Origin of the sequence: Dactylosporangium sp. NPDC006015 (assembly GCF_040614215.1) — a bacterium.
Lineage (GTDB): Bacteria > Actinomycetota > Actinomycetes > Mycobacteriales > Micromonosporaceae > Dactylosporangium > Dactylosporangium maewongense.
On the sequence record NZ_JBEXUD010000007.1, the window covers coordinates 178,005 to 203,672 of the forward strand.

Below are 25,668 nucleotides of genomic sequence, written 5' to 3' on the forward strand. Positions count from 1 at the left end.
GTCACCTCTCTTCAGTGGCCGGCGCTCTGGCCGCCGTCGACGTGCAGGATCTCGCCCGTGACGAAGCCGGCGGTCTCCAGGTACAGGATGGCGTCGACGATGTCGGAGGGGTCGCCGATGCGGCCGACGGGGGACTGGCCCGCCAGGGCGTCGTGGGTCTCCGGCGGGTGCATTGGGGTGCGGATGACGCCGGGCGAGACGGCGTTGACCCGGATGCCGCGTGCCGCGTACTCGATGGCCAGGGACTTCGTGACGGCGTTGAGGCCGCCCTTGGTGAGTGAGGCGAGCGCCGCCGGCGCCCCGGAGGTGGGGTGGTCGACGATGCTGGCCGTGATGTTGACGACGTGGCCGCCGCCCTGGGTGAGCATCGCCGCGATCGCCCGCTGCGTCACGTCGAAGAACCCGCGCAGGTTGACGCCGGTCATGAGGTCGAAGTCGGCGGACGTGTAGCCGGTGAACGGCTTGGCGACGAACACGCCAGCGTTGTTGACGAGGGTGTCGACGCGGCCGTACGCGCGCAGTGCCTCCTCGACGACGCGGGCGCCGACGGCGGGGTCGGCGATGTCGCCGGCGACGGTCAGCAGCAGCGGGTCGCCGGACGGTCCGATCGAGCGGGAGGTGGCGACGACGGCGTAGCCGAGCTTGCGGTACGCGGCGGCGACGGCCGCGCCGATGCCCTGGGAGGCGCCGGTGACGACGGCGACCGGGGGATTGCTCATGGGTTTCCGTTCTGTGGTCGGGACCCGCGTGACTGGCAGCGGTGCGCGCAGGCGAGGCCTCCTACCCACCCGGAGCCCCGCTATCCGCGGTGCGGGCCGCCATGCCGCTCGGGGTGAGGCGACGGATTGACGGCCGGTTCTAGGGTGTGCGGGTGACCTCGTACGGGCCGGGCCTGCTCGATCTGATCCCCGACGCTGACGTCCTGGAGGGCGACCCGACCGGCGGGGACGGGGTCGCGTGGCTGCTGGAGCTCGCCGCGATCGGGCTGAGCCGGCGGTTCCGGGTCGCCGTCCACGAGCGGGTCGCCGAGTTCACCTACGACGACGGGCGGGTCGGGTGGCGGTGGCTGCCCGGCGACGAGGCGGCGCCGATCCTGGCGGCCGGCACGTGCTTCGGAGACGCCGACCGTGACTGGCCGGCGGCGATGGATCACGACCTGTTCGTGCCCAACTGCACCGCGCCCGAGGCCGGCAACGTCGAGGCGCCGGGGTCACCGGTCGACGGCTGGTACTACACGCCGATCGAGCCGGTCGTCTCGCGGATGCGCGAGGTGCTGGCGGAGATCGACCGCGGCGATTACGACTACGCCGCCGACGACGCCGCGGAGCTGCTCGACCAGCTCGAGTTCTGCCGTACGCACGACCTGATGATCGCCGTGGTGTAGCCCTCTCAGGTCGCGAACACCACGCTCCACCAGCCGCACAGCCCGAGCGTCAGCACCGTCCCGGCCAGGGCGACCACCAGGGGCCAGCGCTCCTCGGTGACGGCGCGGTGGTAGGCGGCGAACCCCGTGGCGAGCGCGGTCAGCGGCATGACGACCAGCGAGAGGGCCAGGCCGGCGAAGCCGGCGCCCATCGCCGCCATGCCTTCCGGATCGTTGAGGGCGTCGCGGTACGCGAGCCAGACCAACCCGAGCGTCAGCCATCCCGCACCCGCGAGCGCGGCGAGGGTCACGACCGCCGGCCCGACGCGGCTGCGACTGTTCGGATCCCAGTGCGGCGGGATGTCGCCGGGTGCTTCCATGCCAGGTCCGACGCGTCCGGCGGCCACCTGGTTCCGCTACAGTCGCATCTTCGACGACGATTCGGGGAGGGTCGATGGCACAGGACATCCACGTCACGTCCAACGCGATCCGGCAGCTCGGCAAGGACCTGGTGGAGGACGTCGCGCCCGCGTTCGACCCGGTGGCCCGGCAGGTGGCGGAGGCGGTGATCGAGTCGCCCGGGTTCGGGCTGGTCGGGTTCCCGTTGCAGCACGCGTACGAGCAGGCCCAGGCCTACCTCGCCGACTACGTCAAGGCGGGCCGTGACCAGCTGGGCACGTTCCGCGGCAAGCTCGACGGCATCGCGACCACGTGGGAGCAGGCCGAGTCGACCAACCAGGTCATGTACCGCTAGGAGGCGTCATGAACCCGTTCACCTCTGGTGTCATCATGCTGCGGTTCGCGCTGGGTTCGTCGTTCGGGGCGGCACCGTTCGTGTCCAGCGCCATCCGGCTGGGCCTCGCCGTCGGCCTGGGCATCTCCAACCCCGGCTCGATCTGGCAGGCCGGCGACGAGTGGAAACAGGCGGCCACCGCGCTCGAGGTGGTCAAGTCCCGGATGGTCAACGCGAACGCCAAGGTCGGCCCGCAGTGGATCGCGGAGGACAAGGACGCCTACCTCAACGCCGTCACGGTGTACAACCAGGAGGTCGAAGACCTGAAGAAGTACCTGGAGAACGTCGGGACCGGCCTGCAGACGGTCGCCGCGGCCTACTACGCGTTCGCGGTGATGGCGATCGTGGCGGGGACGTTCGCGTTCGCCTGCGCCGTCGCCGTCGGCCTCGCGATGGCCACGCCGGCGTTCCCCGCGGTGCGCGCGGCGGCCGAGACGGCGGTGTCGGCGGTCGCGATGACCGCGGGCGCGGCCGCGAAGACCATCACGGCGATCGCCGGCGGCGCCACCGCCATCCTGCTCGCGGGCGTGGCGCTGTCGAAGGCCTTCCAGTCGCAGCCCGGCGGCGTCAAGGGCGCCGACTTCAAGGTGATCACGATCGACTACTCCCCGCTGACCGGCGGCAACGGGTACGTCGCGCCCCGGCGCGAGCTGCCCGGCCCGGCGAAATGAGATAGGAACAGCACGTGGACCCGAACATGGACCCCGACCGGCTGGTCGAGGAGTCGCTGCGGCAGATGCGGCAGGTCGAGGACTTCCAGCGCCGGTCGGCGGCGATGGTCGGCCGTGGCGAGGCCCTCGACGGCCTCGTCACCGCGGAGGCGCGCGGCGACGCCGGGCTCTCCCGGATCACCATCGACCCGCGGGCGATGCGCAGCCCCGCGCAGGACCTCGGCGACGCGACCCTCCGGGCCGCCCAGGGCGCCCTGGAGGACCTGCGGCGCCAGACGATGGAGGCCATGCGCGAGATCCTGGGCGACGACGTGATGGGCGTCGTCGACGGTACCGGCGACCCCAGCAAGCTGGTCGCCGAGGCCGAGCAGCGCTTCCAGGCCTCCGCCGACGAGGCGATGGAGACCCTCGAACGGCTCCGCCGCCAGGGCGGATTCTGATCATGTCCCCGGTCGTGCTGCGGCGGGCCCGGGCGCTGCACCGCAGCCACCGGGTCAGCCTGCTCGTGCTGGCGTTCCTCGTCCTCATGACCGCGTTCAGCGTCGCCGTTGCGGTGATCGACAGCCGCGACCACGACCTGCCCGCGTTCCTGTCGGCGCTCACGTTCGGCCTGCGCTGGGGCTGGACGGTCCTCGCCGTGCTCTGGGCCGCGCTGGCGCTGCTGCTGGTCGCCGCCGAGCTCGGCTGGCTGACGGGCACGACCACCCTGACCGACCGGGGCGTCGTCCTGCGGTCGGGCCGGCACGAGGCGACGATCGGCTGGTTCGACATCGACGAGCTGCGTGCCGTCCCGTCCGCCGGCGGCCACCTGTACCACCTGCGCACCACCGTCCCGATGCCCCGCCCGCCACGCCTCGGCCTCCAGGGCCGCCGCGAGGCCTGGCTCGGCTGGCACCCCGGCGCCGACACCGCAGTGGCGGCCGTCGCCCGTCCCCACCTCGGCGTCAAGTACCAGCCGCCACCCCGCTGACCTTCCTTTTTGCAGGGCGCGTCAGCTTTTGCAGGGCCGCGTCAGCTTTGCAGGGCGCGTCAGCTTTTGCAGGGCCGCGTCAGCGGCGCGTCAACGGCGGATCAGGGCCGGGGACGACGCTTTCGGCAGGCCGGCGGGGTTCCGCCGGGAAGGACTGTCGAAGGGAGCAGAGCGGACATGCGGCTCAGTTTGCGGAAGGTGCTCGGTGGTCTCGCGGCCACCGTGGCGCTGATGGGGATGACGCTGGTGCTGAGCGGGGCACCGGCGGCGGCCGCCCCGGCGGAGAAGGCGGCGCCGCTGGCGGCGGGCGTGTTCCGGCCGATCAAGAACGTCGGCAACGGGATGTGCCTCCAGCCGGCGTCGACCGCGGAGTTCGCGGCGATCGTGCAGCAGCCGTGCGTCGCGGGCAGCATCGCGCAGGGCTGGCAGACGGTCAGCCTCGGCGGCACCAAGTACCGCTTCCTCAACCAGCTCAGCGGGTACTGCTTCGACGCCTTCGACGGGGCGCTCAACAACGCGCGGCTGCTGCAGGGGACGTGCGTGGCGATCAGCAACGAGGAGTTCAACACCGGCTCGACGCTGCCGAACGTGGTGCAGATCCAGTCGCGGGTCGGGTTCCGTGACACGGGCTACTGCGTCGACGTGCCCGGCGGGTCGGCGGCCGCCGGCCTCGCGATGCAGATCTACCGCTGCAACGGCACCCTCGCGCAGCGCTGGGTCGTCGGGTTCGCCTAGTTTCCGAGTGGTACGGGCGGGCGGCGGCTTCTTCCGCCGCCCGTCTCCTCAGAGGCCGACGGGTCGTCCGGCGATGGTGAGGTACGTGTAGCCGAGCCTGCTCAGCCGCTGCGGGTCGAGCACGTTGCGGCCGTCGAGGACGACGGGGGTGCGCATGAGGCCGACGTACTTGCCCCAGTCGAGCTCCAGGTACTGCGGCCACTCGGTGACGAGCACGACGGCGTCGCTGTCGTCGAAGACCTCGTCGACGCTCTCGCAGAGGCTCGCGGCGAGCTCCGGCTGCTCGGCCCGGAACCGCTCGGCGGCGACCGGGTCGTGCAGCTTGACCCGGGCGCCCCGGGCGATCATCAGCTTGGCGATGTCGATCGCGGGAGAGTCGCGCAGGTCGTCGGTGTTGGGCTTGAACGCCAGGCCGAGCAGGCCGATCTTGCGGCCCTTGAGGATGCGCAGCTCGTCGAGGAGCTTGTTGACCGCCTCCTCACGCTGGCGCTGGTTGACCTCCCGGGCGGCGGACACGATCGGCATGTCGTAGCTGTACTCGGCGGCGGTCGCGATCAGCGCCGCGGTGTCCTTGCCGAAGCACGACCCGCCCCAGCCGACGCCCGGCTGCAGGAACCGCGAACCGATCCGCGCGTCGAGCCCGGTGCCCCGCGCGACCTGGTTGATGTCGGCGCCGACCTTGTTCGCCAGCTTGCCGATCTCGTTGATGTAGCTGATCTTCAGGGCGAGGAACGCGTTCGCCGCGTACTTGATGAGCTCCGCCGAAGCGAGGTCCGTCGAGACGAGCGGGACCGCGCCGACCTCCTCGGGGCGCGGCAGGAACGTCGGCGCCGTGAACGACTGGTTGAGCACCGCCCGGTAGAGCCGGTTGAGCACGTCGAGGCTGCGCGGGTTGTCCGACCCGATGACGATCCGGTCCGGGAACAGCGTGTCGTGGATCGCCGACCCCTCGCGCAGGAACTCCGGGTTGGACGCCACCGCGAACTCGCCCGCGGCCCGCCGCGAGTGGAACCCCTCGAACGACTCCCGCAGGATCGACTCGACCCAGTTCCCGCTGCCGATCGGCACCGTCGACTTGTTGACCACGACGGTGAACTCGCCGTCGATGGTCTTGCCGATGCTCTCCGCGGCCATCCGCAGGAACCGCAGGTCGGGCTGCCCGTCCGGCAGCGACGGCGTCTGCACCGCGACGAACACGACCTCGGCGCCCGGGACACCCTCGGCGTAGTCGGTGGTGAACGTCAGGTTGTGCGCGGCCTCATGCATGAGCTCGTCGAGGAACGGCTCGTAGATCGGCGAACGCCCCGCCCGCAGCAGGTCGACCTTCTCCTGGCTGAGGTCGACGCAGGTGACCTCGTGCCCGAGATAGGCCAGGCAGATGCCGGTGGTGAGGCCGACGTAACCGGTGCCCACGACGCATACCTTCACCCGGGCGATGATACACAGCCGTCATCTGCGACTGATTCCACATATTGGACAATTCGGCCGCTCAGTCCGCTTCCGGACCGTGCCGGCGGGGCCCCCTGCGTGCCCCGCCGGCGTCGCGGCCGCGCTACCCCCGCGGCTTGAAGATCCCGAAGTGGTTGCCCTCCGGATCGGTGATGCTGGCGAACACCGGCCCGTCCTCGGTCTGCGTCGGCGGCACGAGCACCTTGCCCCCGGCCGCCTCGACCCGCTCACACACCCCCGGCACGTCCTCGACGACGACGTAGAAGATCGCGTGCCCCGGCTGCCCCACCGCCAACCCACCCATGACCGACCTCTCGTCCGGCGTGGTGATCATCTGATACGCCCCGTCCCCGCCGAACGTCCACCCGAACAACTCCCCGTAGAACCGCCGCGCCACCGCCGCGTCACTGACCCCGACCTGAAACCACCCGATGCCGTTCATTCCCACTCCTCAACCCCGTCGTCCTGGAGCCGCACGTCCTCCCGCCCGGCCACTTGCCCACCACCTTCACCCCCTCCCACGACACCGTCCTGTCGGCATTTCCCTTCACCTCACAACCAGCGAGGCGCCAGCCGAACCCCCACCGTGATCAAAGGACACCCCTGGCCGCCCAGACAGCCACCCCGCGACTTCGATCACGCCGATCACGCCCCCGGCCGCCCCACAGGGAATGTGAGAACGGCGGCCGGGCCACATCACTGCGACCACGGCGCGGACGGCGACCACGAGGGCAGACCGCCACCGTGATCGAAGGACAGCCCTGGCCGCCCGGGCAGCCACCGAGCGACTTCGATCACGCCAACCACGGCCACGGCCAATCCGCAGGGACTGTGAGGACGGTGGCCGGGCCACATCACCGCGCCCGCGGCACGGTCGGTGACGACGAGAGCTGACCGTCACCGTGATCGAAGGACAGCCCTGGCTGCCCGGGCGGCCACCCGGCGACTTCGATCACGCCAACCACGGCCCCGATCGCCCCACGGGAATGTGAGAACGGCGGCCGGGGACAGCCCCTGCGACCATGGAACGGACGGCACCCACGAGGGCCGGCCAGCACCGTGATCGAAGGACGGCCCTGGCTGCCCGGGCGGCCACCCGGCGACTTCGATCACGCCAACCGCGGCCCCGACCGCCCCATGGGGAATGCGAGGACGGCGACCGGGGCACATCACTGCGACCACGGCGCGGACGGTGACCACGAGGGCAGACCGCCACCGTGATCGAAGGACGGTCCTGGCCGTCCGGGCAGCCACCGAGCGACTTCGATCATGCCGACCACGGCCACGACCGACCCGCAGAGACAGCCGCGACGGCGGAGGTCAAGTCCGCAGCCGGGTGCGCTTCGCTGATGTGAACCACGGCAGAGGGTGCGATTCCGCCGGTCGGTGGGATGTGGGTGGGTTGTGAAAGCCAACGACGGTGTGGAAGCACCGAACGACGCCCTCGACGGCGCTGGACCATGCGAGGACGGCGGCCGGGGAACATCACCGCGACCACGGCACGGAGGGTTACCACGCCACCTGGCGCCCGGCCTCCGGCCTGGCGGGAAGAACCCCACCTCCGCGCTGGCCTGACCTGCGACCAGACGGGTCGGCGAACCCGTACGCGGACAGCAACCACCAGGGCGGAGTGCGTTGCGCTGGTTGTGGAAGAAGCACCAGGCGACGCGCTTCACGGTGTGAGGACGGCGAACACCACCGCGGCCCATGCCACGACCTGGAATCGGCCGGCGCCGAAGAGGCGTGGCGACCGGGAAGGGTCGGTCGGGGGTGTGGCGGGAGGTGGGTCAGGCGGCGATGGCGATCCGGGTGATGAGCTTGCCGGGGATGTCGAGGGCGTTGGGTGGCAGCGGGCGTGGGGTGGTGAGCTCGGGGGTGGGGGTGACGTCGTGGATGCGGTCGACGCGGAACGAGCGGACCGCGTCGCGGAGGCGGCACCAGGCCAGCAGATACCAGCCGGTGGGGCCGCCGAGATAGCCGACGGGTTCGATGTGGCGGCGGGTGGTGGTGCCGAAGCGGTCGGCATAGGCGATGTCGAGGACGCGGCCGGTGGTGAAGGCTTCGACGACCGCGGGGGAGACGGGGGCCGGGCCGGGGTCGGCGCCGTCGACGAGGTGGATGCGGGCGGCGAGCTCGGTGGCGCGATGGACGTCGGCGGGGGACATGACGGCGAGGAGCTTGTGCAGGGCGGTGCGGGCTGGGGCGTGGAAGGGGGTGCCGTGGAGGCGGTGCAGGGCCACGGCGATCGCGACCGCTTCGGCGGGGGTCATGTTGAGCGGGGGCAGGGTGTGGGTGCGGTCGAGGGCATAGCCGCCGGTGCGGCCGAGGGAGACCCAGATCGGGACGCCGGACTGCTGCAGGGCGCTGATGTCGCGCTCGATGGTGCGGGTGGAGACCTCGAACCGGGTGGCGAGCCAGCGGGCGCTGCGGGGGCGGGGCGCCACCGCGCGCAGCTCCTCGACCAGCGCATACAACCGATCCGTCCGATTCACGCCGCCAGACTATCCACCAGGTACGACAAAAAAATGGTGGAGCCAGGTCTACTGAACGGTGCCGGTGACGTCCGTATGGTCGGTGCCGTGAGCGGTGTGTGGCAGGCGATGGCGAGGGCACCGCACCGGTTCCTGCTGTCGGGCTGGCCGCTGCGGTGTCTGCTGTACCTGTTGGGCAGCGTCGTCGTCGCGGTGGGTCTGCTGATGGCGCTCATCGCCGGCATCCTGTTCCCGCCGGCCGTGGTGTTCCTGGGGTTGCCGGTCGGCGCGCTGGAGCGGCGGCGGCTGCGGCTCCTGGACCGGGTGCCGGTGCCCAGCCCGCATCCGGTGCCGAAGCCGGGGCTCGGTGGGTGGTTCCGGTCGCGGCTGGGTGAGGGTGCGACGTGGCGGGAGCTCATCTATGTCCTGGCGCTGGCGTCGGTACTGCTGCTCGTCGACCTGGTCAGCCTCGGCCTGCTCGTCGACTGCCTGATCGTGGCCGCGGCGCCGGTGTTCGTGCAGGCGGGGGTGCCGTTCCAGTTCGGTGACCTGGTCGTCGACACCCGTGGGGAGGCACTGGCGGCGACGGCGTTCGCGGTGCCGGCGACGGCGGTCGGGCTGTACGCGTTGAGCGCCGTCGCCGCGACGCAGGCCGCGTTCGCCCGGTGGCTGCTCGCGCCGCGCGACGCCGAGCTCAATCGCAGGGTCGAGGAGCTGTCCCAGTCGCAGAAAAGGCTGGTCGACGCGTTCGAGGCGGAGCGCCGCAGGATCGAGCGGGACCTGCACGACGGCGCCCAGCAGCACCTGGTGCTGCTCGCGATGACGCTCGGGCTGGCGAGGCTGGAGGTCGGCGACGGCAAGGCGGCCCACCTGCTCGAGGACGCGCAACGGCAGGCGCGGCAGGCCCTGGCGTCGATCCGGGAGCTGATCCACGGCATCCACCCGCAGGTGCTAACGGACCTGGGCCTGCCGGCCGCGGTCGGGGAGCTCGCCGAACGCTGCCAGGTGCCCGTCGTCATCGACCTGCCCCTGGACCGGCGGCTGTCGGCGGCGGTGGAGACCACGGCGTACTTCGTCGTGTGCGAGGCGCTGACCAACGTGGTCCGCCACGCCGGCGCGTCCAGGATCACGGTCAGCGGCCGGATCACGCGGTACGTCCTCACGTTGACGGTCACCGATGACGGCCGCGGTGGCGCCGACCCCGCCACCGGCACCGGGCTGCGCGGCCTCGCCGACCGGACCGCGGTCATGGACGGCACGTTCACCGTCACCAGCCCGGCGGGAGGTCCGACGACGCTGCGGGTGGACCTGCCGTGCGGCCTGACCTAAGGTCGGCCGGCATGAAGATCGTGCTCGCCGACGACGCGGTGCTGCTGCGGGAGGGGCTCGCCAGCCTGCTCGAACGGTTCGGCCACACGGTCGCGGCCGCCGTCGGTGACGCCGAGGCGCTGCTCGACGCCGCTCGGGAACACCGACCGGATCTCGTCATCACCGATGTACGGATGCCGCCGACGCACACAGACGAGGGTCTCCGCGCGGCGCTCACGCTGCGGGAGGACGACCCGCAGCCGGCGGTGCTGGTGCTGTCGCAGTACACCGCGACCGCCTACGCCGCGGAGCTGCTCGCGCCCGCCGGACGGGCCGGCGTCGGATACCTGCTGAAGGACCGTGTCGGGGACATCACCGAGTTCGCCGACGCGGTCGCGCGGGTCGCGGCGGGCGAGACCGTCATCGACCCGGATGTGGTGCGGCAGCTGCTGACGCGGCAGCGCGCCGCCGACCCCCTGGCACGGCTCACCCCGCGGGAGCGCGAGGTGCTGGGGCTGATGGCGGAGGGCCGGTCCAACGCGTGGATCGCCCGCGCGCTGCACATCGGCGACGCCGCCGTCGCCAAGCACATCGGCAACATCTTCGCCAAGCTCGACCTGCCCGGCCCCGACGACGGCCACCGCCGCGTCCTTGCCGTTCTCAAGTACCTGCGCACCTGACCGAAAGAACGAAATTTGGGACCCCGAAAATGGGTCTTCGGGCTCAGGTGCCGCGGTCGTGCCGGTCCTAGCGTGGAAAGCGGTCAATCCCCCTTCCCCGCCAGGAGGAGCCTCATGTCAAGACTCAGGCGCGCGGCCGGCGTCATCGCCGTCGTGCTCGCCGCCGTCACCGTCACCGCCGTCAACATGGCCGACGCCGCCACCCCGCTCGTCGTGCAGGCCGAGTCGTTCGCCGCGCAGTCCGGCGTACAGGTGGAGACCACCGTCGACACCGGCGGCGGTCAGAACGTCGCGTATCTCGCCAACGGCGACTGGATGCGGTTCGACGGCGTCGATCTCGGCCCCGCCGGCACCGTCACCGCCGCGGCCCGGGTCGCCTCCGCCGTCGGCAACGGCACCGTCGAGCTGCGGACGGGTTCGCTGACCGGGCCGCTGCTGGCGCAGTTCCCGATCGCGGCGACCGGCGGCTGGCAGGCGTGGACGACGCTGTCCGCGACCGGCACCCACGCCACCGCCGGCCCGCAGCCGGTGTTCGCGGTCCTGCGCAGCGGCGCGGGCGGCGACTTCGTGAACATCAACTGGTTCTCGTTCACCGCGGCCACATCGAGCAGCAGCAGCCCGGCGGCGACCGGCTGGGTCGACGTCGACCAGGCGAAGTGGGGCGCGCAGCTCGCCGCGTTCAACGCGATGCCCATGGACCCCGCGCCCGCCGGCGCCGTCCGGGTCCCGGAGTTCAACGCGTCCTGCACGTACAGCCACTCCCGCAAGGACGACCCGATCGTCTTCCCCGGCCTGCCGGGCGCGTCGCACATGCACAGCTTCATCGGCAACCGGAGCACCGACGCGAACAGCACCGCCGACACGCTGCTCGCCAACGCCGGCACCAGTTGCGCGCCGGCGCCGGACCTCTCCGCGTACTGGGTGCCCACGCTGTACGAGCACGGCCAGCCGGTCGAGCCGAAGGCCGTCGTCGTGTACTACGGCTCCAGGCTTACGGACTCCAGCAAGACGGTGCCGTTCCCGCAGGGTTTCCGGATGATCGCCGGCGACGCGAAGCTGCAGGCGCCGACCCCCGCCGGGACCGTCAACCAGTTCTACTGCGCGGGCCCCGGCGGCGAGATCGGCCGCAGCGCCGACGGCAACTGGCCGCGGTGCGCGCCGGGCGCCTCGCTGCTGTTCCAGCTCGTGTTCCAGGACTGCTGGGACGGCGTCCACCTGGACAGCCCGACGCACAAGGGGCACGTCGCCTACACGTACGACGGCAAGTGCGGTGGCGCGTTCCCGGTGGCGATCCCGTCGGTGTCGTTCGTCATCGCCTACCCGACGCCCGGGTCGATCGACGGGTTCACGCTGTCGTCGGGGATGGCGTCGTCGTTCCACGGTGACGCGTTCCTCGCCTGGGACAACGCCGCACAGGGCCACCGGGTGAAGAACTGCGTCGTCCAGAAGGCCAAGTGCAACACGGCCGGGACGTTCTGATGCCGTGACCGTGAGCGCTCACCGGTGTGGTTCGTTCGCCGCGGTGTGTGGCCGGGCGACTCCCCACCGGTGGGCGGGCCTCAGCCGGCCGGGCCGATCTCGCTGCCGTCCGCGCCGTCCGGCCGGCACACGCCGGTGGCTCGACGACTCGGCCCGGCTCGCGACGACGGGCCGTGCCGCCCGACGACGGGTCCGACCTGCTCGTCGCAGCCGCTGGACGCCAGCGGCCGCCTGGTCCGGTGGGGTGGATGCCAGCGCGGCGGCCTGTTCTGGCGGGGTGGTCGCCGGTGGCGGCTTGGTCCCGGTGGACGCTGGTGGTGGCTTGGTCTGCTGGACGCGGTGGCGGCTCGGTCCGGTGGAGTTGGTCACCAGTGGCGGGCCTCCCGGTGGACGCTGGTGGCGGCCTGGTCTGGTGGACACGGTGGCGGCTCGGTCCTGTGGGGTGGGTGCCGGCGGCAGCTTGGTCCGGTGGACGCTGGGGGTGGCTTGGTCCGGCGGAGGTCATGTCCGCGCTGGTGGTGTAGGAGGCGGTCAGCGCTGATCCGTTGTGGTTGATGTTAGGCGGCGGCGAGTTCGGTGGTGGCTTGGTCCGGTGGACGCGGTGGCGGCTTGGTCCTGTGGGGTGGGTGCCGGCGGCAGCTTGGTCCGGTGGACGCTGGTGCTGGCTTGGTCTGCTGGACGCTGGTGGCGGCTTGGTCTGGTGGGGTGAGGCGCTGGCGGCAGCTTGGTCCGGTGGATGTCAGTGGGAGCCTGGTCCGGTGGACGCTGGTGCTGGCTTGGTCCGGTGCTGGTTCGGTGGGGTGGGGTCGGCGGGGGCGCACGTCCACAACCCCGCCGGGTGGGTGCGGGCGCGGCATCGGCGGGTCGTCAGTGCAGCTGGATCTGGTTGACGTCGGGGGCTGGGCCCTCGTCGTTGAAGAACCGGATCCAGCTGGTGCCGGCCGGTAGGTGCACGCGGAGCGTCACGGTGGCGGGGATGCGCCAGTCGCCGGCGCCGCTCAGCGTGAGTGACTGCGTGGGGCCGTCGTTGACGGCGACGCGGAGCGTGCGGGTTTCGGCGGTCTCGTACGTGACGGTCATCGTCCGTTCGCCCGCCGCGGTGACGCCGGTGACCCGGATGGCGAGGGTGTTCGGTCCGCCGATGTAGCCGACCCGGCTGCCGCCCACGCAGGTCGGGCACTCGATGACGCGGGCGCCGTTGCGCAGGTTGGCCGCGTCGGCCGCGTGCAGGCTGATCGCCGCGAAGGTCGAGGACGCGGCAGGTGTACGGGGTGGCGAGGCCCCCGGGGCAGGCGCCGAGGTGCGTGGCAGCGCCGAGAGCGGCGTCGTCGGGGCGGGTGTGGTGAGGGTCGGCGTCGTCGGGACCGGCGTCGGCGAAGGCCCGCCCGGCGGGGGTGTCGAGGCGGTCGCGGCCGGCGGGTGGCCGCGACCGTCCGGCAGCACCAGCGGCGGCACGACCGTCGCCGTGGCGACGACCGCGGCGGCGAGGGCCACCCAGCCGGCCCGCCGTGCCCACTCCCGCCGCGGACCATCCACAAGGGACCCAGCGGCCGCCGCAGACGTGGAGCGCACGCCGGGCGCAGACGACCCGCCGGATGCAGCGGCCGCTCCAAAGCCAGCCCCAGAAGCAGCGGGCGCACCAGAAGCGGCGGGCGCACCGGATGCAGAGGACGGGTCGGGCGCGGGGGACGGGGCGGTCATCGGCGGCCGGTCCACAGCAGGACCGCCTCCATGCGGCCGCGGACGTGCAGCTTCGCGAAGATGTGGTGGAGGTGGTTCTTCACCGTCTTCTCGGTCAGCAGCAGCCGGTGCGCGATCGCCGCGTTGGACAGCCCTTCCGCGAGCAGGTCCAGGACGTCCCGTTCGCGGCGGGTCAGCCGGTACCGGCCGAGCGTCTCCTCCTGCCGCTCCGCCAGCTCCTCCCGCGACGCCTGCGCCCGGACGGTCGCCGTCGCGACGGCCGCCGCGACCGGGGACAGCCACCCGTGCCCGGCGGCGACGGCGAGCACAGCCCGGCGCAGCTCGTCGGGGTCGAACGCGCCGTGCACCAGGTACCCGCGGGCGCCGCCGCGCAGCATCCGCCCGATGAGGTCGGGGTCGGCGTCGCTGGTGATGACGAGGACGCCGCTGAGCCGGCTCAGCTCGGCGAGGGCGGACAGCCCGTCGGCGACCGGCATCCGGTGGTCGAGGAGCGTCACGGCCGGGCGGTGCGCCTGTGCCTGCGTGACGGCCTCGCGCCCGTCCGCGGCCTCGGCGACGACCCGGACGCCGTCGAGGCCGTCCAGGTAACCCCGCAGCGCCGCCCGGACGATTGGGTTGTCGTCGACGATCAGGAGCTCGATCATGCCGGCACCGTCACCTCGACGGTCGTGCCGCGGCCGGGGGCGGACGCGACGTGCAGGCTCCCCTGGATGGTGCTCGCCCGCTCGTACATGCCGATCAGCCCGAAGTGCTGTGCGGTGCGCAGCTCGGAGAGGTCGGCGGGCAGCCCGAACCCGCGGCCGTCGTCGTGGATGCGCAGGAGCAGGTGCCGGCGGCCCTGGTGCAGGCTGACGGTGGTCCCGGCCGCCGACGCGTGCCGGGCGACGTTCTGCAGGGCCTCCTGGAGGATGCGGCACAGCTCGTAGCGGACCGCGACCGGCGGGTCGACCGGGGCGGTGACGAGTCGCACCGGGATGCCGTACACCTGCGACCAACGCCGGCAGATCGCCTGGACGGTGCCGGCGAAGTCGCCGTCGAGGGTGTCCAGGCGCAGGCCGTCGACGAGCTCGCGGGCCTCCTGGGCGGCCGCCTCCGCGCCGCGGGAGACGGTGCCGGCGAGTTGCTCGGCGAGGTCTGGGTGGCGGCGCAGGGACTGGGGCAGTGCGAGCGCGGCGAAGCTCACCCCGCGCAGTGTCTTGGTGACGGAGTCGTGCAGTTCCCGGGCGAGGCGGGCGCGTTCCGACGCGGCGGCGGTACGTTGTGCCGAGGCGACGACCCGCACCGACAGCTCCATGTGGCGGCGCAGGGCGGCGGTCGCGACGGCGGCGCCGGCGGTGGCGAGGACGCAGCCGATCGGGAACGTGAGCATGAAGCCGGCGAGCTCCGGGTCGGCGCCGGCGGGCAGGACCGTGGCGGCCACGGTGTAGCCGAGCGCGGTGTAGCCGGCGGCGAGCGGCAGCGCGCGCATGCCGGCGAGGACCCCGGCGAGGGCGGACGCGCCGACGGCGCCGCAGTGGAAGGCGACCCCGCCGCCGTCGAGGGCGAGCACCCCGGCGACCGCGAGCGCGTCGGCGGCGAGGACGGGGACCGGGTGGCCCGCGACGTGCGGGTGGCGGGAGAGCACGGCGAGCCCGGCGGCGGTGGTGCCGGCGACGACGGCCAGGGCCGCGAGGAGCGGGCGGGGGTCGGCGACGAGGCGGACCCCGACGGCGCCGGCGGTGAGCGTGGCGGCGGCCCGGGCGAGCAGCACCGCACGTCCCAGGGCGGCCGGTGCCACGACCCTGTCGACATGCTGCCCCACGGCCGGGACTCTACGCGTTCCGGCGCTGGTCACATAGACAGCGATCGGCGCCCCGCCATGACGGAACGGGGCGCCGACCGGTGTTCGTGCGTTACGGCAGCATGTAGTTCTCGTTGAGCGCCGCGCCGCGCTCCGGCTTGTACTGGTCGAAGCCGCGCGGGTTGCACTGCAGACCACCGTTGATGCAGTGGGTGGTCAGTGCGGCCAGGGTCGGCGGGTCCCAGGCGTTGTACACGTCGTAGTGGAACGAGTAGCCGCGGCCGCTGGAGAACGCCACGTTCGCCATGTTGCCGCTGACCGGCCACGCCATCTTGAACTCGATCATGTTGACGGCGACCGGGTGCGACGACGGGCAGACACCCACGACCGGGTAGGCCATGTGCGCCTTGTGGTCGGGCGAGTCCAGGTGCAGGCCGTCCCAGCAGCTGGGGGCCTGGAACCGGACGTTGAGCTGGCTGCCCGCGACACAGTTGGCGGGGATGTCCCACTGACGGGTCAGGTCACCGCACTCGAAGCCCTCGACCGCGCCCGGGTGGTTCTTGAACTGGTCGAGCGTGGAGGACGGGCTGCCTACGACGTACCGCAGACCGGCCGGCATCGGCCGGACGCTGCGCCAGTCGAGGACGCCGCTCTTGTAGTAGATGACCTGGCGGCCGACGGGCTGCACGGCGACGCCGTTGTTGAGCAGGGTCGGCATCCAGTACGCGGTCTTGTCGCCCGGCGTGATGCAGGCGGTGGTGCCGGCCTGCAGCGACGACAGGGTCGTGTTGGCGTTGGTGGTCCTGTTGCCCATGAACGTGTGCGAGTGCGACGCGCCCGGCAGGCCGAAGAACACGATCGGGTCGTCGTTGAGGTTGCTGCGGCTCACCTCGCAGTTGGCCTGGAACTCGTGGTGCGTCGTCGGCGGGTTCGTCGCCGGCGGGGTCGCCGTCGACGGGGTCACGCCGGTGACCGGGTTGGGCGCGTCGACCCAGCCGGGGCCGCTGGTCGGCGGCGGGGTGCCGGTGGACGTGCCGTAGACCTTGAACTCCCACAGCGAGTAGCCGTAGCCGGTGCCGCGCTGCGTGCCGTACATCCGCACGTAGCGGCCGGAGCCGTTGACGTTGAGCGTCTGCGTGCCGCCGGTGCCGGTGGTGGTGCTGTAGATGCTCGTCCAGGCGTTGCCGTCGGGCGAGGTCTGGATCTGGAACGCCTTGCCGTAGGCGTTCTCCCACTGCAGGACGACCTGCGTGATGGTGGCGGTGGCGCCGAGGTCGACGCGCAGCCACTGCGGGTCGCTCCACTGGCTGCCCCAGCGGGTGCTCGGGTTGTTGTCGAACGCGCCGGCCGGCGGCGACTCACCGAGCTCCTGCGAGGAGGCGAGCGAGGGCTTGTTGAGCGAGAGCAGGGTGGCGTCGGCGGCGTCGGCGGCGGTCAGCTGGAACGCGCCGACGACCATCGATGCGACCACCGCGGTGGTGACCCCGATGGGGGCCAGGATTCTTCTGAGCCGTCTCGTACTCGGTCGTGTACTCATCGAGCTCCCAGGGTGTGGGCGGGCGCCGTCGCCGGTCCGGTGGTGCCTGACGCGCGTGAGGCGGTCGCGCGCGTCGCCGGTGCCGGCGGTGGTACCGGTGGCGGGGAAGCGCCCGTTGGAGAGCGCTCTCCCAAATGTTGCGCCCGTGTGGCCGGTCCGTCAATACGTGGCGACGCTCGGCGGGTGCGAAAGCGCACATTCCGGGCACAGCTCAGCGGAACTTAAGGCGCGAGTGGAGAGCGCTCTCCGGTCGATCGTGTGGCGTGCCCGATTTGCGCCTACATAGCGTGGTTTGACTGATACTCTCCGTGCACGGCTGAACGGGAGGTTGCCATGCGGCGAGAGACCCCGCGGATCCTGCACGTCACCGAGTCGATGAACGGCGGCACGGCCGCCGCGATCGTCGAGTTCGTCCGCTCCACGCCCCAGTTCGAGCACCACCTGCTCTTCCGCGGCAGGGCCGGCGGAGGCCGCGCCCGCACGGCGGCCCCCGACCTGCCGGTCCGGTTCGAGGACCTGTTCGGCGGCAGCCGCGACGCCGGCGGGGGTCTGCTCTCGCTCGGCCGGGCGCTGCGCGAGACCCTGCCCGCCGTCGCGCCCCGCATCGTGCACCTGCACGGCGGCCGGGCCGGCCTCGTCGGGCGCACCGTGATCCCGGCGGTCGCCCGGTCCGCGACCGGGCCCGCGATCCTCTACACGCCGCACTGCTTCGGCTTCGAACGCACCGACCTGCCGGCCGTCGCGCTGCGCCTGCTGCGCGGCGCGGAGCGGGCCGTCGCCGCCTCGACCGACCTCGCCGTCTGCGTCAGCCCGCGCGAGGCCGGCCTCGCCACCGAGCTCGGCATCCCCGCCGTCGTCGTGCCCAACACGACCCGCGCCCGCACCGCCCGCCCGGACCGCACCCGGCACGTGGGGTCGGTCGTCACCGTCGGCCGGGTCGGCGCGCAGAAGGACTTCGAGTTCCTCCTGCGGGTCAAGGCCCTGCTGCCCGACCCGCCGGGGGTCACCTGGACGTGGGTCGGCGGCGGCGACCCACGCGGCGAGGCCGCCCTGCGCGCCGCCGGCGTCCGGGTCACCGGCTGGCGGTCGCCGGCGGAGGTGCGCAACCATCTCGCCGCCGCCGACGCGTACCTGCACACGGCCGCCTGGGACGGCTGCCCGCTGCCGCTGCTGGAGGCGGCCGCGGCCGGGCTGCCGCTCGTCGCCCGCAGCATCCCCGCCCTGGACTCCCTCGGCCTCGACCCGGACCTCGGCACCGCCGAGGCCGTCGCCGCCGAGCTCGCCACCGTCCTCGCCACCGGGCGACCGTCGCGGCCGCGGCTGCAGGAGGCGTTCGCCGCCCGGCACACGCCCCAGGCGCAGGCCGCCGCGCTCGCGGACGCCTACGCCACCGCCCTGGGCGCGATCCCCGCCCCGGTCCCGCGCGCGTCGCACCCCGCGGCTGGATCGTTGACCGAAGTGGAGGTGACCAGGCGATGAGTGTCACGGTCAGCGTCATCATGCCCGTCTGCAGGACCGCTCGCGCCCTGCCTTCACTGCTCGCGACCCGGGTGCCCGACGGCGTCACCGTCGACCTGGTCGTCGTCGACGACACCGACGAGCTGGGGCCGGTGCCCGCCGACGCGCCGTTCCCGGTGCGGGTCCTGCGGCACGACACCCCGCGCGGGCTGGCCGCGGCCCGCAACACGGGACTGGCCGCCGCGACAGGCGAGTACGTCTGGTTCGTCGGCGGCGACGACTGGGTCGACCCGGAGCTGCTCGCCTCGCTCACGTCGGCCGTGCTCGCCGTGCTCGGCGACGAGGACCGTGCTGACATCGTCGTGGCCGGCACGGTGCCCGTCACCGAGGACGGCGTCACCGGCCCGCCGCTGCCGTCCCGCGACACCGCCACCATGTGGACCGGCCAGCAGGCCGTCGAGGAGTTCCTCTTCCGCCGCATCCGCTCCGGCGTGACGAACAAGCTCGTCCGCCGGGACCTGCTCGACGGGCTCACCTTCCCGCACGGGCCGCGCCACGAGGACGTCGCCGTCATGGCCTGGCTGCTGCTGCGGGCGCGGACGGTCGCGTTCGTCGCCGGCCCCGCGTACTTCCACCTGAGCCGCCCCGTGTCCCGCTTCAACCCGCGCACCGCCGAGCGCGCCGCCGCCGTCGACGAGGCCCTGTTCGTCCTCGACGGCTCCGGCTCGCCCGCCGCCCGGCAGCACTTCCGCCTCCGGGCCGGCGCCCTGGCGGTCGCGGGCGCCGCGGCCCGCTCGTCGGCGGGGGAGCTGTCCGCCGACGCCTGGGACGCGGTCGGCGCCGCCCGCCGTGGCCTGCGCCCCCGCGACGCCTGGGCCGCGCTCCGGCACCGGCAGGTGGTCCTCGCCGCGGCGGTGCTGCTCATCAGGGCGGCCCCCGCGCTGTACGTCCGGCTCTACCGCGCCGCCCGCGCCGCCGACCGCCACCGCCACGCCCGCCTCGGCCGCCCGTGGCGCGGCGAGGCGGCCGCCCTGCAGTCCGCCGTCGGCGTCGACGGCCACGCCGGCGCCGGCACCACGCCCGCCGCCGTCAGCGCTACGCCAACCGTCCCGTCGCAGCCCGGCCCCGCCGACCAGGTCTCGCCGTGTGCCGCCGTCTCGAAGCCGGCGCCCGACGACATCGCCGACCAGAACGCCGCCTCTGTCGAGGCGGTGGGCGACACCGACGTCCGGGCCGTGGGTGATACCGGCGCCGAGATGGCCGTCGACGCCGACGTCCGGCCGGTGGGCGATGTCGCGGTTCGGGCGGGCGGTGATGCCGCCGTCCGGGTGGTGGGCGGCGCCGACGTCCCGGCGGTCGGTGATGCCGCCGTCCGGGTGGTGGGCGATGTCGACGTCTGCCGGGCAGCCGTCCCGGCGCAGGGGGCTGATACCGCTGCCGCCCGAGCCGTCCCTGCCGACGGACCGGCACCCGCGGCCGGCGCGATACACGACTCAGCCGATGGGTCTGACCCGGCTTCCGGCGCGGCGTCCGATGTGATGGCCGCCGGTGCCGTGTCTGCCGAATCGGGCGGCGCCGACCCGGGCGTTCCGCGCGAGAGCGACCTCGCCGACGCCGAGCGCGACTGATCCCGTGCGGCTGGCATCATGCCCTGCTGACACCGGGCACGACTGACGCCAGGAGCGATCAATGTCCGCACCACGGGCTGCGGCGTTCAGGGAGCAGAAGCCACAAACCCGGGCATTGATCAGCGTATGTGTAGGCGGAGAGCTGTGAACCGGGGTGTTGTCCGTCCAGCGCCGTGACGGGCCGCCGTACCGTTGCGGAAAGGGCGGCAAGAGTGGCGGAAGGTGACGGAGGGCGGGCTCAGAGTTGCGGAGGAGCCGCGATCCCGAGCAGTCCGAGGCCGGTCGCCAGCGTCGAGGCGGTCAGTGCGCACAGCGCGATCCGGTTGCCCCGCAAGGGTTCGGGTGACCTGAGCACGGGGCACCGTTCGTAGAAGGCGGTCACCGCCTGTGCGAGCTCGAACAGGTACGTGCAGAGCCGGTGCGGCTCGCAGCCGGCCGCGACGCCCGCGACGACGTCGCCGAAGCCGTCCAGCCGCAGGATCAGCGCCCGCTCCACGTCCTCCAGCGGCGCGTCGGCCCGCACCGGTGGCACGGCGGAGCCGGCCTTCGCCAGCACCGACCGCAGCCGTGCGTGCGCGTACTGCAGGTACACGCTCGTGTTGCCGGTCAGCGCCATCATCCGGTCCGGGTCGTACAGGTAGTCGCGGGTCCGGCTGGTGGACAGGTCGGCGTACTTCACCGCGCCGATCCCGACCTCCCGGCCCCGCTCGGCGAGCTCCGGGGCGGGCAGCGAAGGGTTCTTCGCCGCGACGACCGCCGTGGCCCGCTCGACCGCCTCGCCGAGCAGCCCGACGAGCGGGGCCGTGTCGCCGGACCGGGTCTTGAACGGCCGCCCGTCCGCGCCCAGCACCACCCCGAACGCGGCGTGCACCGCCTCGACCTCTGGCGGCAGCCAGCCGGCCCGCCGTGCCGTGTCGAACACCATCCGGAAGTGCGGCGCCTGCCGGGCGTCGACGACGTAGACGATCCGGTCGGCCCGCAGGGTCGTGACCCGGTGCCGGACGGCGGCCAGGTCGGTGGCGGGGTACCCGAACCCGCCGTCGCTCTTGCGCACGATGAGCGGCGCGTCGGCGCCGTCGGCGAACACGCACAGCGCCCCGTCGCTGACCCGGGCCACGCCCGCGGCGGCCAGGTCCCCGGCGACGCCGGCCAGCATCGGGTTGTAGCTGCTCTCCCCGGCGATGTCGGCGGCGGTGAGCAGGACGCCGAGCCGCTCGTACACGTCGGAGAAGTAGCGTGTCGACTCCTCGACCATCGCGTGCCAGACGGCGAGGCTGTCCGGGTCGCCGCCCTGCAGCGCCACGACCCGCGCCCGCGACCGCGCCGCGAACGCTGGGTCGGCCTGGAACAGCGCGTACGCCGTCTTGTACCGCTGCGTGAGCGCCGCCGTGTCGGCCGGGTGCTCCGCCAGGTACTGGATGAGCATCCCGTACTGGGTGCCCCAGTCGCCGATGTGGTTCTGCCGCACGACGGTGCCGCCGAGGTGGGTCAGGACCCGGGCGAGGGCGTCGCCGATGATCGTCGACCGGAGGTGCCCGACGTGCATCTCCCTGGCCACGTTCGGATGCGAATAGTCCAGCACCGTCCGGACGCCGGTCTCCGGCAGCCCGACCCCGAGCCGCGGGTCGGCAAGCCGCTCCGCGACCCGGCCGAGCAGCGCCTCCCCGGTCAGCGTGACGTTGAGGAAGCCGGGCCCGGCGACCCGCACGTCCGCGACGATGCCGCCGGGCAGCGCGGCGGCGACCCCAGTGGCGACCCCAGTGGCGACCCCAGTGGCGACCTCAGCGGCGACCTCAGCGGCGAGCTGCCGCGGTGGCCGCCGCAGCGTCCGGGCGAGCGCCAGGACGCCGTCGGCCTGCAGGTCGGCGTGCTCCGACAGGCGGACCTGAGGGTCGAAGCCGGCCGGGACGGACGGGAGGGCGGCGGTGATCCGGGCGGCGAGCAGCGCGGCGAACGACGGCACAACCATCGTGAGACTCCAGACGAGGAAGGCAAAGGCGGGGACGGACGGCGGTGTGGTTACCGTCGTCGTCGCGTGGCCGCGCTCGTCGTCGTCATGGTCCGTCCACCATAGCCGCGGATTCCAGTAGGGTCGCCGCATATTCTCGCGACGGGTCAGGCTCGGCATGCTGGCGGTCGCCATCGGCCTGGTCACGGTCGGTGTGCCACCGCTGCTGCTGCCGCGCGACCGCAACCCGTCGCCCTCAGCCGCTCCCGCAGCGGTTGCTCCGCCTGTACCGGCGGCCGGCGCCTCGCCGTCCGCGGTCGGCAACTCGGGTGGGTCTGCGGCGCAGTCGCAGCCCGCGTCCCCGGTTGCTCCAGCGGCGTCCCCGTGCGGCACCGCCGGCAGCGCCAGGCCCGCCTGCACCGTCTACGGCGCCGCCGTCGGCACCGGGTGGAGCGTCCGCAGCGTCGGGGTGAAGGTCGTCACCGACGGCGTCGTGCCCGGCACCGACCAGGTGGCGCTGCGGGTCGAGCCGAAGGAGAAGACCGCCGCCGTCGCCCTCGTCGCCGCCACCCCGGTGGCCGCGACCCGCCTCACGTTCCGCGTCTACGGCGGCCGCGTCCACGGCACGGTCCTGCGCGTGACGGTGTCCGCGACACCCGACCCGGCCGGCACGCCACCGCTCGTGCTCACCGCCCCTGTCGACGTGTGGACCCCGTTCGACGTCGACCTGCGCGAGCTCGCGCCCGGCCGCCCGGTCCGCCGCATCGACCTGGTCGTCGCGACCGACATGCTGCCCAACGCCTACCGGTTCTTCGTCGACGACCTCCAGCTGCGCTGATGACTCCACATCCGGTCCAACCAGCGGCGCCCGCGGCGATCGCGCGGGCGGTGCTGCTCGGGCGGGCGGCGATCGCGGCGACCGCGGCGGCGGCCGGGCTGCTGCTCGTCGACGACTGGTGGCGGATCGTGGCGGTGATCGCGACGGTCGCGGCCGGCACCGTCGCGGAGGTGAGCGCCCTGACGCGGTGGCCCGCGGTGACCCGGCACCCGTGGCCGGTGCTCGCCGTTGACCTGGCGGTCGCCGTGGCGGTGCTGGCGCTCAGCCGGGGCGGGATGGCGTTCTTCTGCTACGTCGCCGGGTCGGCCGCGCTCGGCGGGGCGCTGCTCGGGATGCGGGCGCTGCTGCTGTGGGTGGTGCAGGCCGCCCTCGGGTTCGCCGCCGCCGGGGCGGTCCTGCGCGCCAACGACCCGCCGCCGGACGTGGCCGCGTTCGTCGTCGCGTTCCCGATGATCAGCGTGCTCGCCGGGATCGGGGCGGCCGCCGCGACCGGAGCCCTGCAGCGCCACCTGGACCTGGCCGTCGACGTGGTCTCCGCCGCGCAGCGCTCCGCGGCCGCCTCCGAGCGGGCCAGGCTGGCCCGGGAGCTGCACGACTCGGTCGCCAAGACGCTGCGCGGGGTGTCGTTCGCCGCGCTCGCCCTGCCGCAGTCGCTGCGCCGCCACCCGGACCTGGCCGAGCGGCTCGCCGGCACCGTCTCCCGCGGCGCGGAGGCCGCCGCCCGCGAGGCCCGCGAGCTCCTCGAGGGGCTGCGGATCGACCACCTCGACCTCAGCTTCGCCGACACGGTCAGGGCGACCGCCCGCGACTGGTCGGACCGGTCCGGGATCCCGGTCCGCGTCGACGCGGAGCCGGCGGAGCCCGGCGTCGAGGTGCGCTACGAGCTCGTGCGCATCCTGGCCGAGGCGCTGCAGAACGTCGCCCGGCACGCCGGCGCGTGGCGGGTCGACGTCGCGGTCCGCCGGGCCGGCGACCGCCTCGAGCTCAGGGTCAGGGACGACGGTCGTGGCTTCGTCCCGCGGGATCTCGCCGCGCTGCAGGCCGACGGCCACCTCGGCATCGTCGGCATGGCGGAGCGGGCGCGCACCGTCGGCGGGTCGCTGCGTGTGTCCTCCGTACCCGGCCGGGGCACCGAGATCATCGCCGCCGTCCCGCTGGAGGCCCTGCCGTGACGATCCGCGTGCTCGTGGTGGACGACAACCCGGTCGTGCGGGAGGCGCTGCGGGGCGTGCTCGACCTCAGCGACGACGTCCGGGTCGTGGGGGAGGCCGGCAACGGCCGCGACGCGCTCGCCCTCGCGCTGCGGCACCGGCCCGACGTGACGCTCCTGGACCACCGCATGCCGATCGCCGACGGGCTGTCCATCGTGGACGAGCTGGCCCGGCACACCGCGGTGCTCGCCCTCACCAGCGACGCCACGCCCGGGGTGATCGCCTCGATGCTGCGCGGCGGCGCCCGCGGCTACCTGGTCCACGGCCACTTCGACCCGCCCGACCTGCTCCGCGCCGTCCACGCCGTCGCCGCCGGGCAGGGCTGGCTGTCGCCGGTCGCCGCGTCCGTCGCCACGTCCGCGCTGCGCGAGCAGGGCAGCCGGCGGGCGGCCCGGGACCGGTTCGGCCTCACCGACCGCGAGCGCGACGTCCTCGACCTGCTCTGCGACGGGCTGTCCAACGCGGCGATCGCCGACCGGCTGCGGCTGACCGAGAAGACGGTGAAGAACCACCTGTACAACATCTTCGCCAAGCTCCAGGTCGGCAGCCGCACCGAGGCGGTGGTCCGCTGGAGCACTGGGACTTTCGACTCATGACCGCCGGGGCGGGCCGGTCATAGGTTCGGCGGCGGGTGGCACCGTCGAACCGAAAGGCACCACAACCGTGCGCAGACAACTCGGGCTTCTCCTGGCGGCGGGCCTGCTGCTCGCCGCCTGCGACCCCGACCAGGGCCCGATCGTGACCGGCCAGCCGGCGCCTTCGTCGCCTTCGTCGTCAGTACCGGCGAATCCGACAAATCCGGTAAGTCCGTCAGCGTCCGGGACCGGGTCCGCGGCGCCGGTGCCGACTGCCACCGCCTCGCCGGTCAAGACGTTCACCGACAAGCCACCGCAGGCGCAGTACCGCGAGTTCCACGCCAACTGCACCGAGACCCACCGGCTCAGCGACGACCCGATCGTCTTCCCCGGGCTCGCCGGCGCCGCGCACAACCACACGTTCGTCGGCAACCCCGCCGCGAACGCGACCTCCACCCCGCAGACCCTGCTGAAGGGCAGGACGTCCTGCGAGGACACGCTCGACGCGTCGTCCTACTGGTTCCCGACGCTGACCCGCAACGGCGCCGTCGTGCAGCCCGAGAAGGTCACGATCTACTACAAGTCCGGCGTCAAGGACTACCGGACCGTGCAGCCGTTCCCCGCCGGGTTCCGGCTCATCGTCGGCGACATGCGGCTGCAGGACGCCGGGCAGTTCACCGGCACCTGGAACTGCGGGAGCTACCTCGGCAAGGCCATCCCGCCGTCGTGCCCGCCGGGGTCGTCGCTGATCGTCCGGATGCAGGCGCCGAGCTGCTGGGACGGGCGCAGCCTCGACAGCGCCGACCACAAGTCGCACGTCGTCTGGCCGGTGCAGGGCGTGTGCCCCGCGGGCAACCCGGTGCCGCTGCCCATGTTCGAGATGAAGGTGCCCTACAAGCTGCCCGGCGGCGACACCTCGGGCCTGCAGTACTCCTCCGGCAACGGCTCCTCGTTCCACTACGACTTCATGAACGGCTGGGACGCCGCCCGCCAGGCCGCGCTCGTCGCCCACTGCATCAACGGCGGCCGCCAGTGCAACGGCTACGGCATCGACCAGCACAAACCGTAATCGG

25 protein-coding genes are annotated in these 25,668 nt (G+C 73.3%); 15 read left to right on the top strand and 10 right to left on the bottom strand.

Going from position 1 to position 25,668, the window contains the following annotated elements; genetic code table 11:
- Positions 1-11: 11 nt before the first annotated feature.
- On the bottom strand, positions 12-719 hold the full coding sequence (locus ABZ321_RS14950) for an SDR family oxidoreductase (RefSeq protein WP_344506054.1): 708 nt from the start codon (positions 717-719) through the stop codon (positions 12-14).
- A gap of 152 nt (positions 720-871) precedes the next feature.
- On the opposite strand from ABZ321_RS14950, the gene ABZ321_RS14955 reads away from it, so the two are divergent.
- Positions 872-1,384, top strand: coding sequence for a hypothetical protein (locus tag ABZ321_RS14955; RefSeq protein ID WP_354891243.1), 513 nt, complete (start codon positions 872-874; stop codon positions 1,382-1,384).
- Between the two features lie 5 nt (positions 1,385-1,389).
- Here the strand turns inward: ABZ321_RS14955 and ABZ321_RS14960 are convergent, their stop codons facing one another.
- Complete coding sequence (locus ABZ321_RS14960; RefSeq protein ID WP_344506056.1) at positions 1,390-1,743, bottom strand: hypothetical protein; 354 nt, start codon at positions 1,741-1,743, stop codon at positions 1,390-1,392.
- Positions 1,744-1,817: 74 nt separating this feature from the next.
- Between ABZ321_RS14960 and ABZ321_RS14965 the strand changes: the two genes are divergently transcribed.
- The 5 genes from ABZ321_RS14965 (at position 1,818) to ABZ321_RS14985 (ending at position 4,532) form a co-directional block, all read left to right on the top strand.
- Positions 1,818-2,117, top strand: a complete 300-nt coding sequence (locus tag ABZ321_RS14965) for a hypothetical protein (RefSeq protein WP_344506057.1) — start codon at positions 1,818-1,820, stop codon at positions 2,115-2,117.
- An 8-nt stretch (positions 2,118-2,125) separates the two neighbouring features.
- Complete coding sequence (locus ABZ321_RS14970) at positions 2,126-2,827, top strand: hypothetical protein (RefSeq protein WP_344506058.1); 702 nt, start codon at positions 2,126-2,128, stop codon at positions 2,825-2,827.
- A gap of 14 nt (positions 2,828-2,841) precedes the next feature.
- The gene (locus tag ABZ321_RS14975) at positions 2,842-3,267 is read left to right on the top strand and encodes a YbaB/EbfC family nucleoid-associated protein (protein ID WP_344506059.1); all 426 of its coding nucleotides are present in this window, start codon (positions 2,842-2,844) and stop codon (positions 3,265-3,267) included.
- Positions 3,268-3,269: 2 nt separating this feature from the next.
- Entirely contained in the window at positions 3,270-3,797 is a 528-nt protein-coding gene (locus ABZ321_RS14980) for a hypothetical protein (protein WP_354891244.1), read from the top strand.
- Positions 3,798-3,974: 177 nt separating this feature from the next.
- Complete coding sequence (locus ABZ321_RS14985) at positions 3,975-4,532, top strand: RICIN domain-containing protein (RefSeq protein WP_344506061.1); 558 nt, start codon at positions 3,975-3,977, stop codon at positions 4,530-4,532.
- A 48-nt stretch (positions 4,533-4,580) separates the two neighbouring features.
- Here the strand turns inward: ABZ321_RS14985 and ABZ321_RS14990 are convergent, their stop codons facing one another.
- The 3 genes from ABZ321_RS14990 to ABZ321_RS15000 all read right to left on the bottom strand — a co-directional run bounded on the left by ABZ321_RS14990 (position 4,581) and on the right by ABZ321_RS15000 (position 8,473).
- Complete coding sequence (locus ABZ321_RS14990; RefSeq protein ID WP_344506062.1) at positions 4,581-5,960, bottom strand: UDP-glucose/GDP-mannose dehydrogenase family protein; 1,380 nt, start codon at positions 5,958-5,960, stop codon at positions 4,581-4,583.
- A gap of 124 nt (positions 5,961-6,084) precedes the next feature.
- The gene (locus ABZ321_RS14995) at positions 6,085-6,423 is read right to left on the bottom strand and encodes a VOC family protein (protein WP_344506063.1); all 339 of its coding nucleotides are present in this window, start codon (positions 6,421-6,423) and stop codon (positions 6,085-6,087) included.
- A 1,345-nt stretch (positions 6,424-7,768) separates the two neighbouring features.
- The gene (locus ABZ321_RS15000; RefSeq protein WP_344506064.1) at positions 7,769-8,473 is read right to left on the bottom strand and encodes a YafY family protein; all 705 of its coding nucleotides are present in this window, start codon (positions 8,471-8,473) and stop codon (positions 7,769-7,771) included.
- Between the two features lie 87 nt (positions 8,474-8,560).
- Here ABZ321_RS15000 and ABZ321_RS15005 point away from each other — a divergent pair, with 87 nt between their 5' ends.
- From ABZ321_RS15005 to ABZ321_RS15015, 3 genes are all read left to right on the top strand, one after another.
- Positions 8,561-9,781 carry a sensor domain-containing protein gene (locus ABZ321_RS15005; RefSeq protein ID WP_354891245.1) on the top strand — a complete coding sequence of 407 codons (1,221 nt, stop codon included), beginning with the start codon at positions 8,561-8,563 and terminating at the stop codon, positions 9,779-9,781.
- An 11-nt stretch (positions 9,782-9,792) separates the two neighbouring features.
- Positions 9,793-10,440 (top strand): response regulator transcription factor, encoded by a 648-nt coding sequence (locus ABZ321_RS15010; protein WP_354891246.1) that lies wholly within the window; start codon positions 9,793-9,795, stop codon positions 10,438-10,440.
- A gap of 114 nt (positions 10,441-10,554) precedes the next feature.
- Positions 10,555-11,919, top strand: a complete 1,365-nt coding sequence (locus ABZ321_RS15015; protein ID WP_344506066.1) for a DUF1996 domain-containing protein — start codon at positions 10,555-10,557, stop codon at positions 11,917-11,919.
- Between the two features lie 867 nt (positions 11,920-12,786).
- On the opposite strand, the gene ABZ321_RS15020 is transcribed toward ABZ321_RS15015, so the two are convergent.
- From ABZ321_RS15020 to ABZ321_RS15035, 4 genes are all read right to left on the bottom strand, one after another.
- Complete coding sequence (locus ABZ321_RS15020) at positions 12,787-13,455, bottom strand: hypothetical protein (protein ID WP_354891247.1); 669 nt, start codon at positions 13,453-13,455, stop codon at positions 12,787-12,789.
- Between the two features lie 161 nt (positions 13,456-13,616).
- A complete protein-coding gene (locus ABZ321_RS15025) occupies positions 13,617-14,264 on the bottom strand; it encodes a response regulator transcription factor (RefSeq protein WP_354891248.1) in 648 nt (215 codons plus the stop codon).
- Positions 14,261-15,421 carry a histidine kinase gene (locus ABZ321_RS15030; protein ID WP_354891249.1) on the bottom strand — a complete coding sequence of 387 codons (1,161 nt, stop codon included), beginning with the start codon at positions 15,419-15,421 and terminating at the stop codon, positions 14,261-14,263. The genes ABZ321_RS15025 and ABZ321_RS15030 overlap by 4 nt, the downstream gene beginning before the upstream one ends.
- Positions 15,422-15,512: 91 nt before the next feature.
- Positions 15,513-16,871 carry a DUF1996 domain-containing protein gene (locus tag ABZ321_RS15035; RefSeq protein WP_344506070.1) on the bottom strand — a complete coding sequence of 453 codons (1,359 nt, stop codon included), beginning with the start codon at positions 16,869-16,871 and terminating at the stop codon, positions 15,513-15,515.
- Positions 16,872-17,270: 399 nt separating this feature from the next.
- On the opposite strand from ABZ321_RS15035, the gene ABZ321_RS15040 reads away from it, so the two are divergent.
- Positions 17,271-18,416, top strand: a complete 1,146-nt coding sequence (locus tag ABZ321_RS15040) for a glycosyltransferase family 4 protein (protein ID WP_354891250.1) — start codon at positions 17,271-17,273, stop codon at positions 18,414-18,416.
- The gene (locus tag ABZ321_RS15045) at positions 18,413-20,023 is read left to right on the top strand and encodes a glycosyltransferase (RefSeq protein ID WP_354891251.1); all 1,611 of its coding nucleotides are present in this window, start codon (positions 18,413-18,415) and stop codon (positions 20,021-20,023) included. Before ABZ321_RS15040 ends, ABZ321_RS15045 begins: the two co-directional genes overlap by 4 nt.
- Positions 20,024-20,261: 238 nt before the next feature.
- Here ABZ321_RS15045 and argS read toward each other — a convergent pair whose 3' ends face one another.
- A complete protein-coding gene (gene argS, locus ABZ321_RS15050) occupies positions 20,262-21,992 on the bottom strand; it encodes an arginine--tRNA ligase (RefSeq protein ID WP_354891252.1) in 1,731 nt (576 codons plus the stop codon).
- A 157-nt stretch (positions 21,993-22,149) separates the two neighbouring features.
- Here argS and ABZ321_RS15055 point away from each other — a divergent pair, with 157 nt between their 5' ends.
- The 4 genes from ABZ321_RS15055 to ABZ321_RS15070 all read left to right on the top strand — a co-directional run bounded on the left by ABZ321_RS15055 (position 22,150) and on the right by ABZ321_RS15070 (position 25,664).
- On the top strand, positions 22,150-22,809 hold the full coding sequence (locus ABZ321_RS15055) for a hypothetical protein (RefSeq protein ID WP_354891253.1): 660 nt from the start codon (positions 22,150-22,152) through the stop codon (positions 22,807-22,809).
- Entirely contained in the window at positions 22,809-23,981 is a 1,173-nt protein-coding gene (locus ABZ321_RS15060) for an ATP-binding protein (protein ID WP_354891254.1), read from the top strand. Before ABZ321_RS15055 ends, ABZ321_RS15060 begins: the two co-directional genes overlap by 1 nt.
- The gene (locus tag ABZ321_RS15065; protein WP_344506076.1) at positions 23,978-24,616 is read left to right on the top strand and encodes a response regulator transcription factor; all 639 of its coding nucleotides are present in this window, start codon (positions 23,978-23,980) and stop codon (positions 24,614-24,616) included. Before ABZ321_RS15060 ends, ABZ321_RS15065 begins: the two co-directional genes overlap by 4 nt.
- Positions 24,617-24,860: 244 nt before the next feature.
- On the top strand, positions 24,861-25,664 hold the full coding sequence (locus tag ABZ321_RS15070) for a DUF1996 domain-containing protein (protein ID WP_354891255.1): 804 nt from the start codon (positions 24,861-24,863) through the stop codon (positions 25,662-25,664).
- The last annotated feature ends 4 nt before the right edge of the window (positions 25,665-25,668 follow it).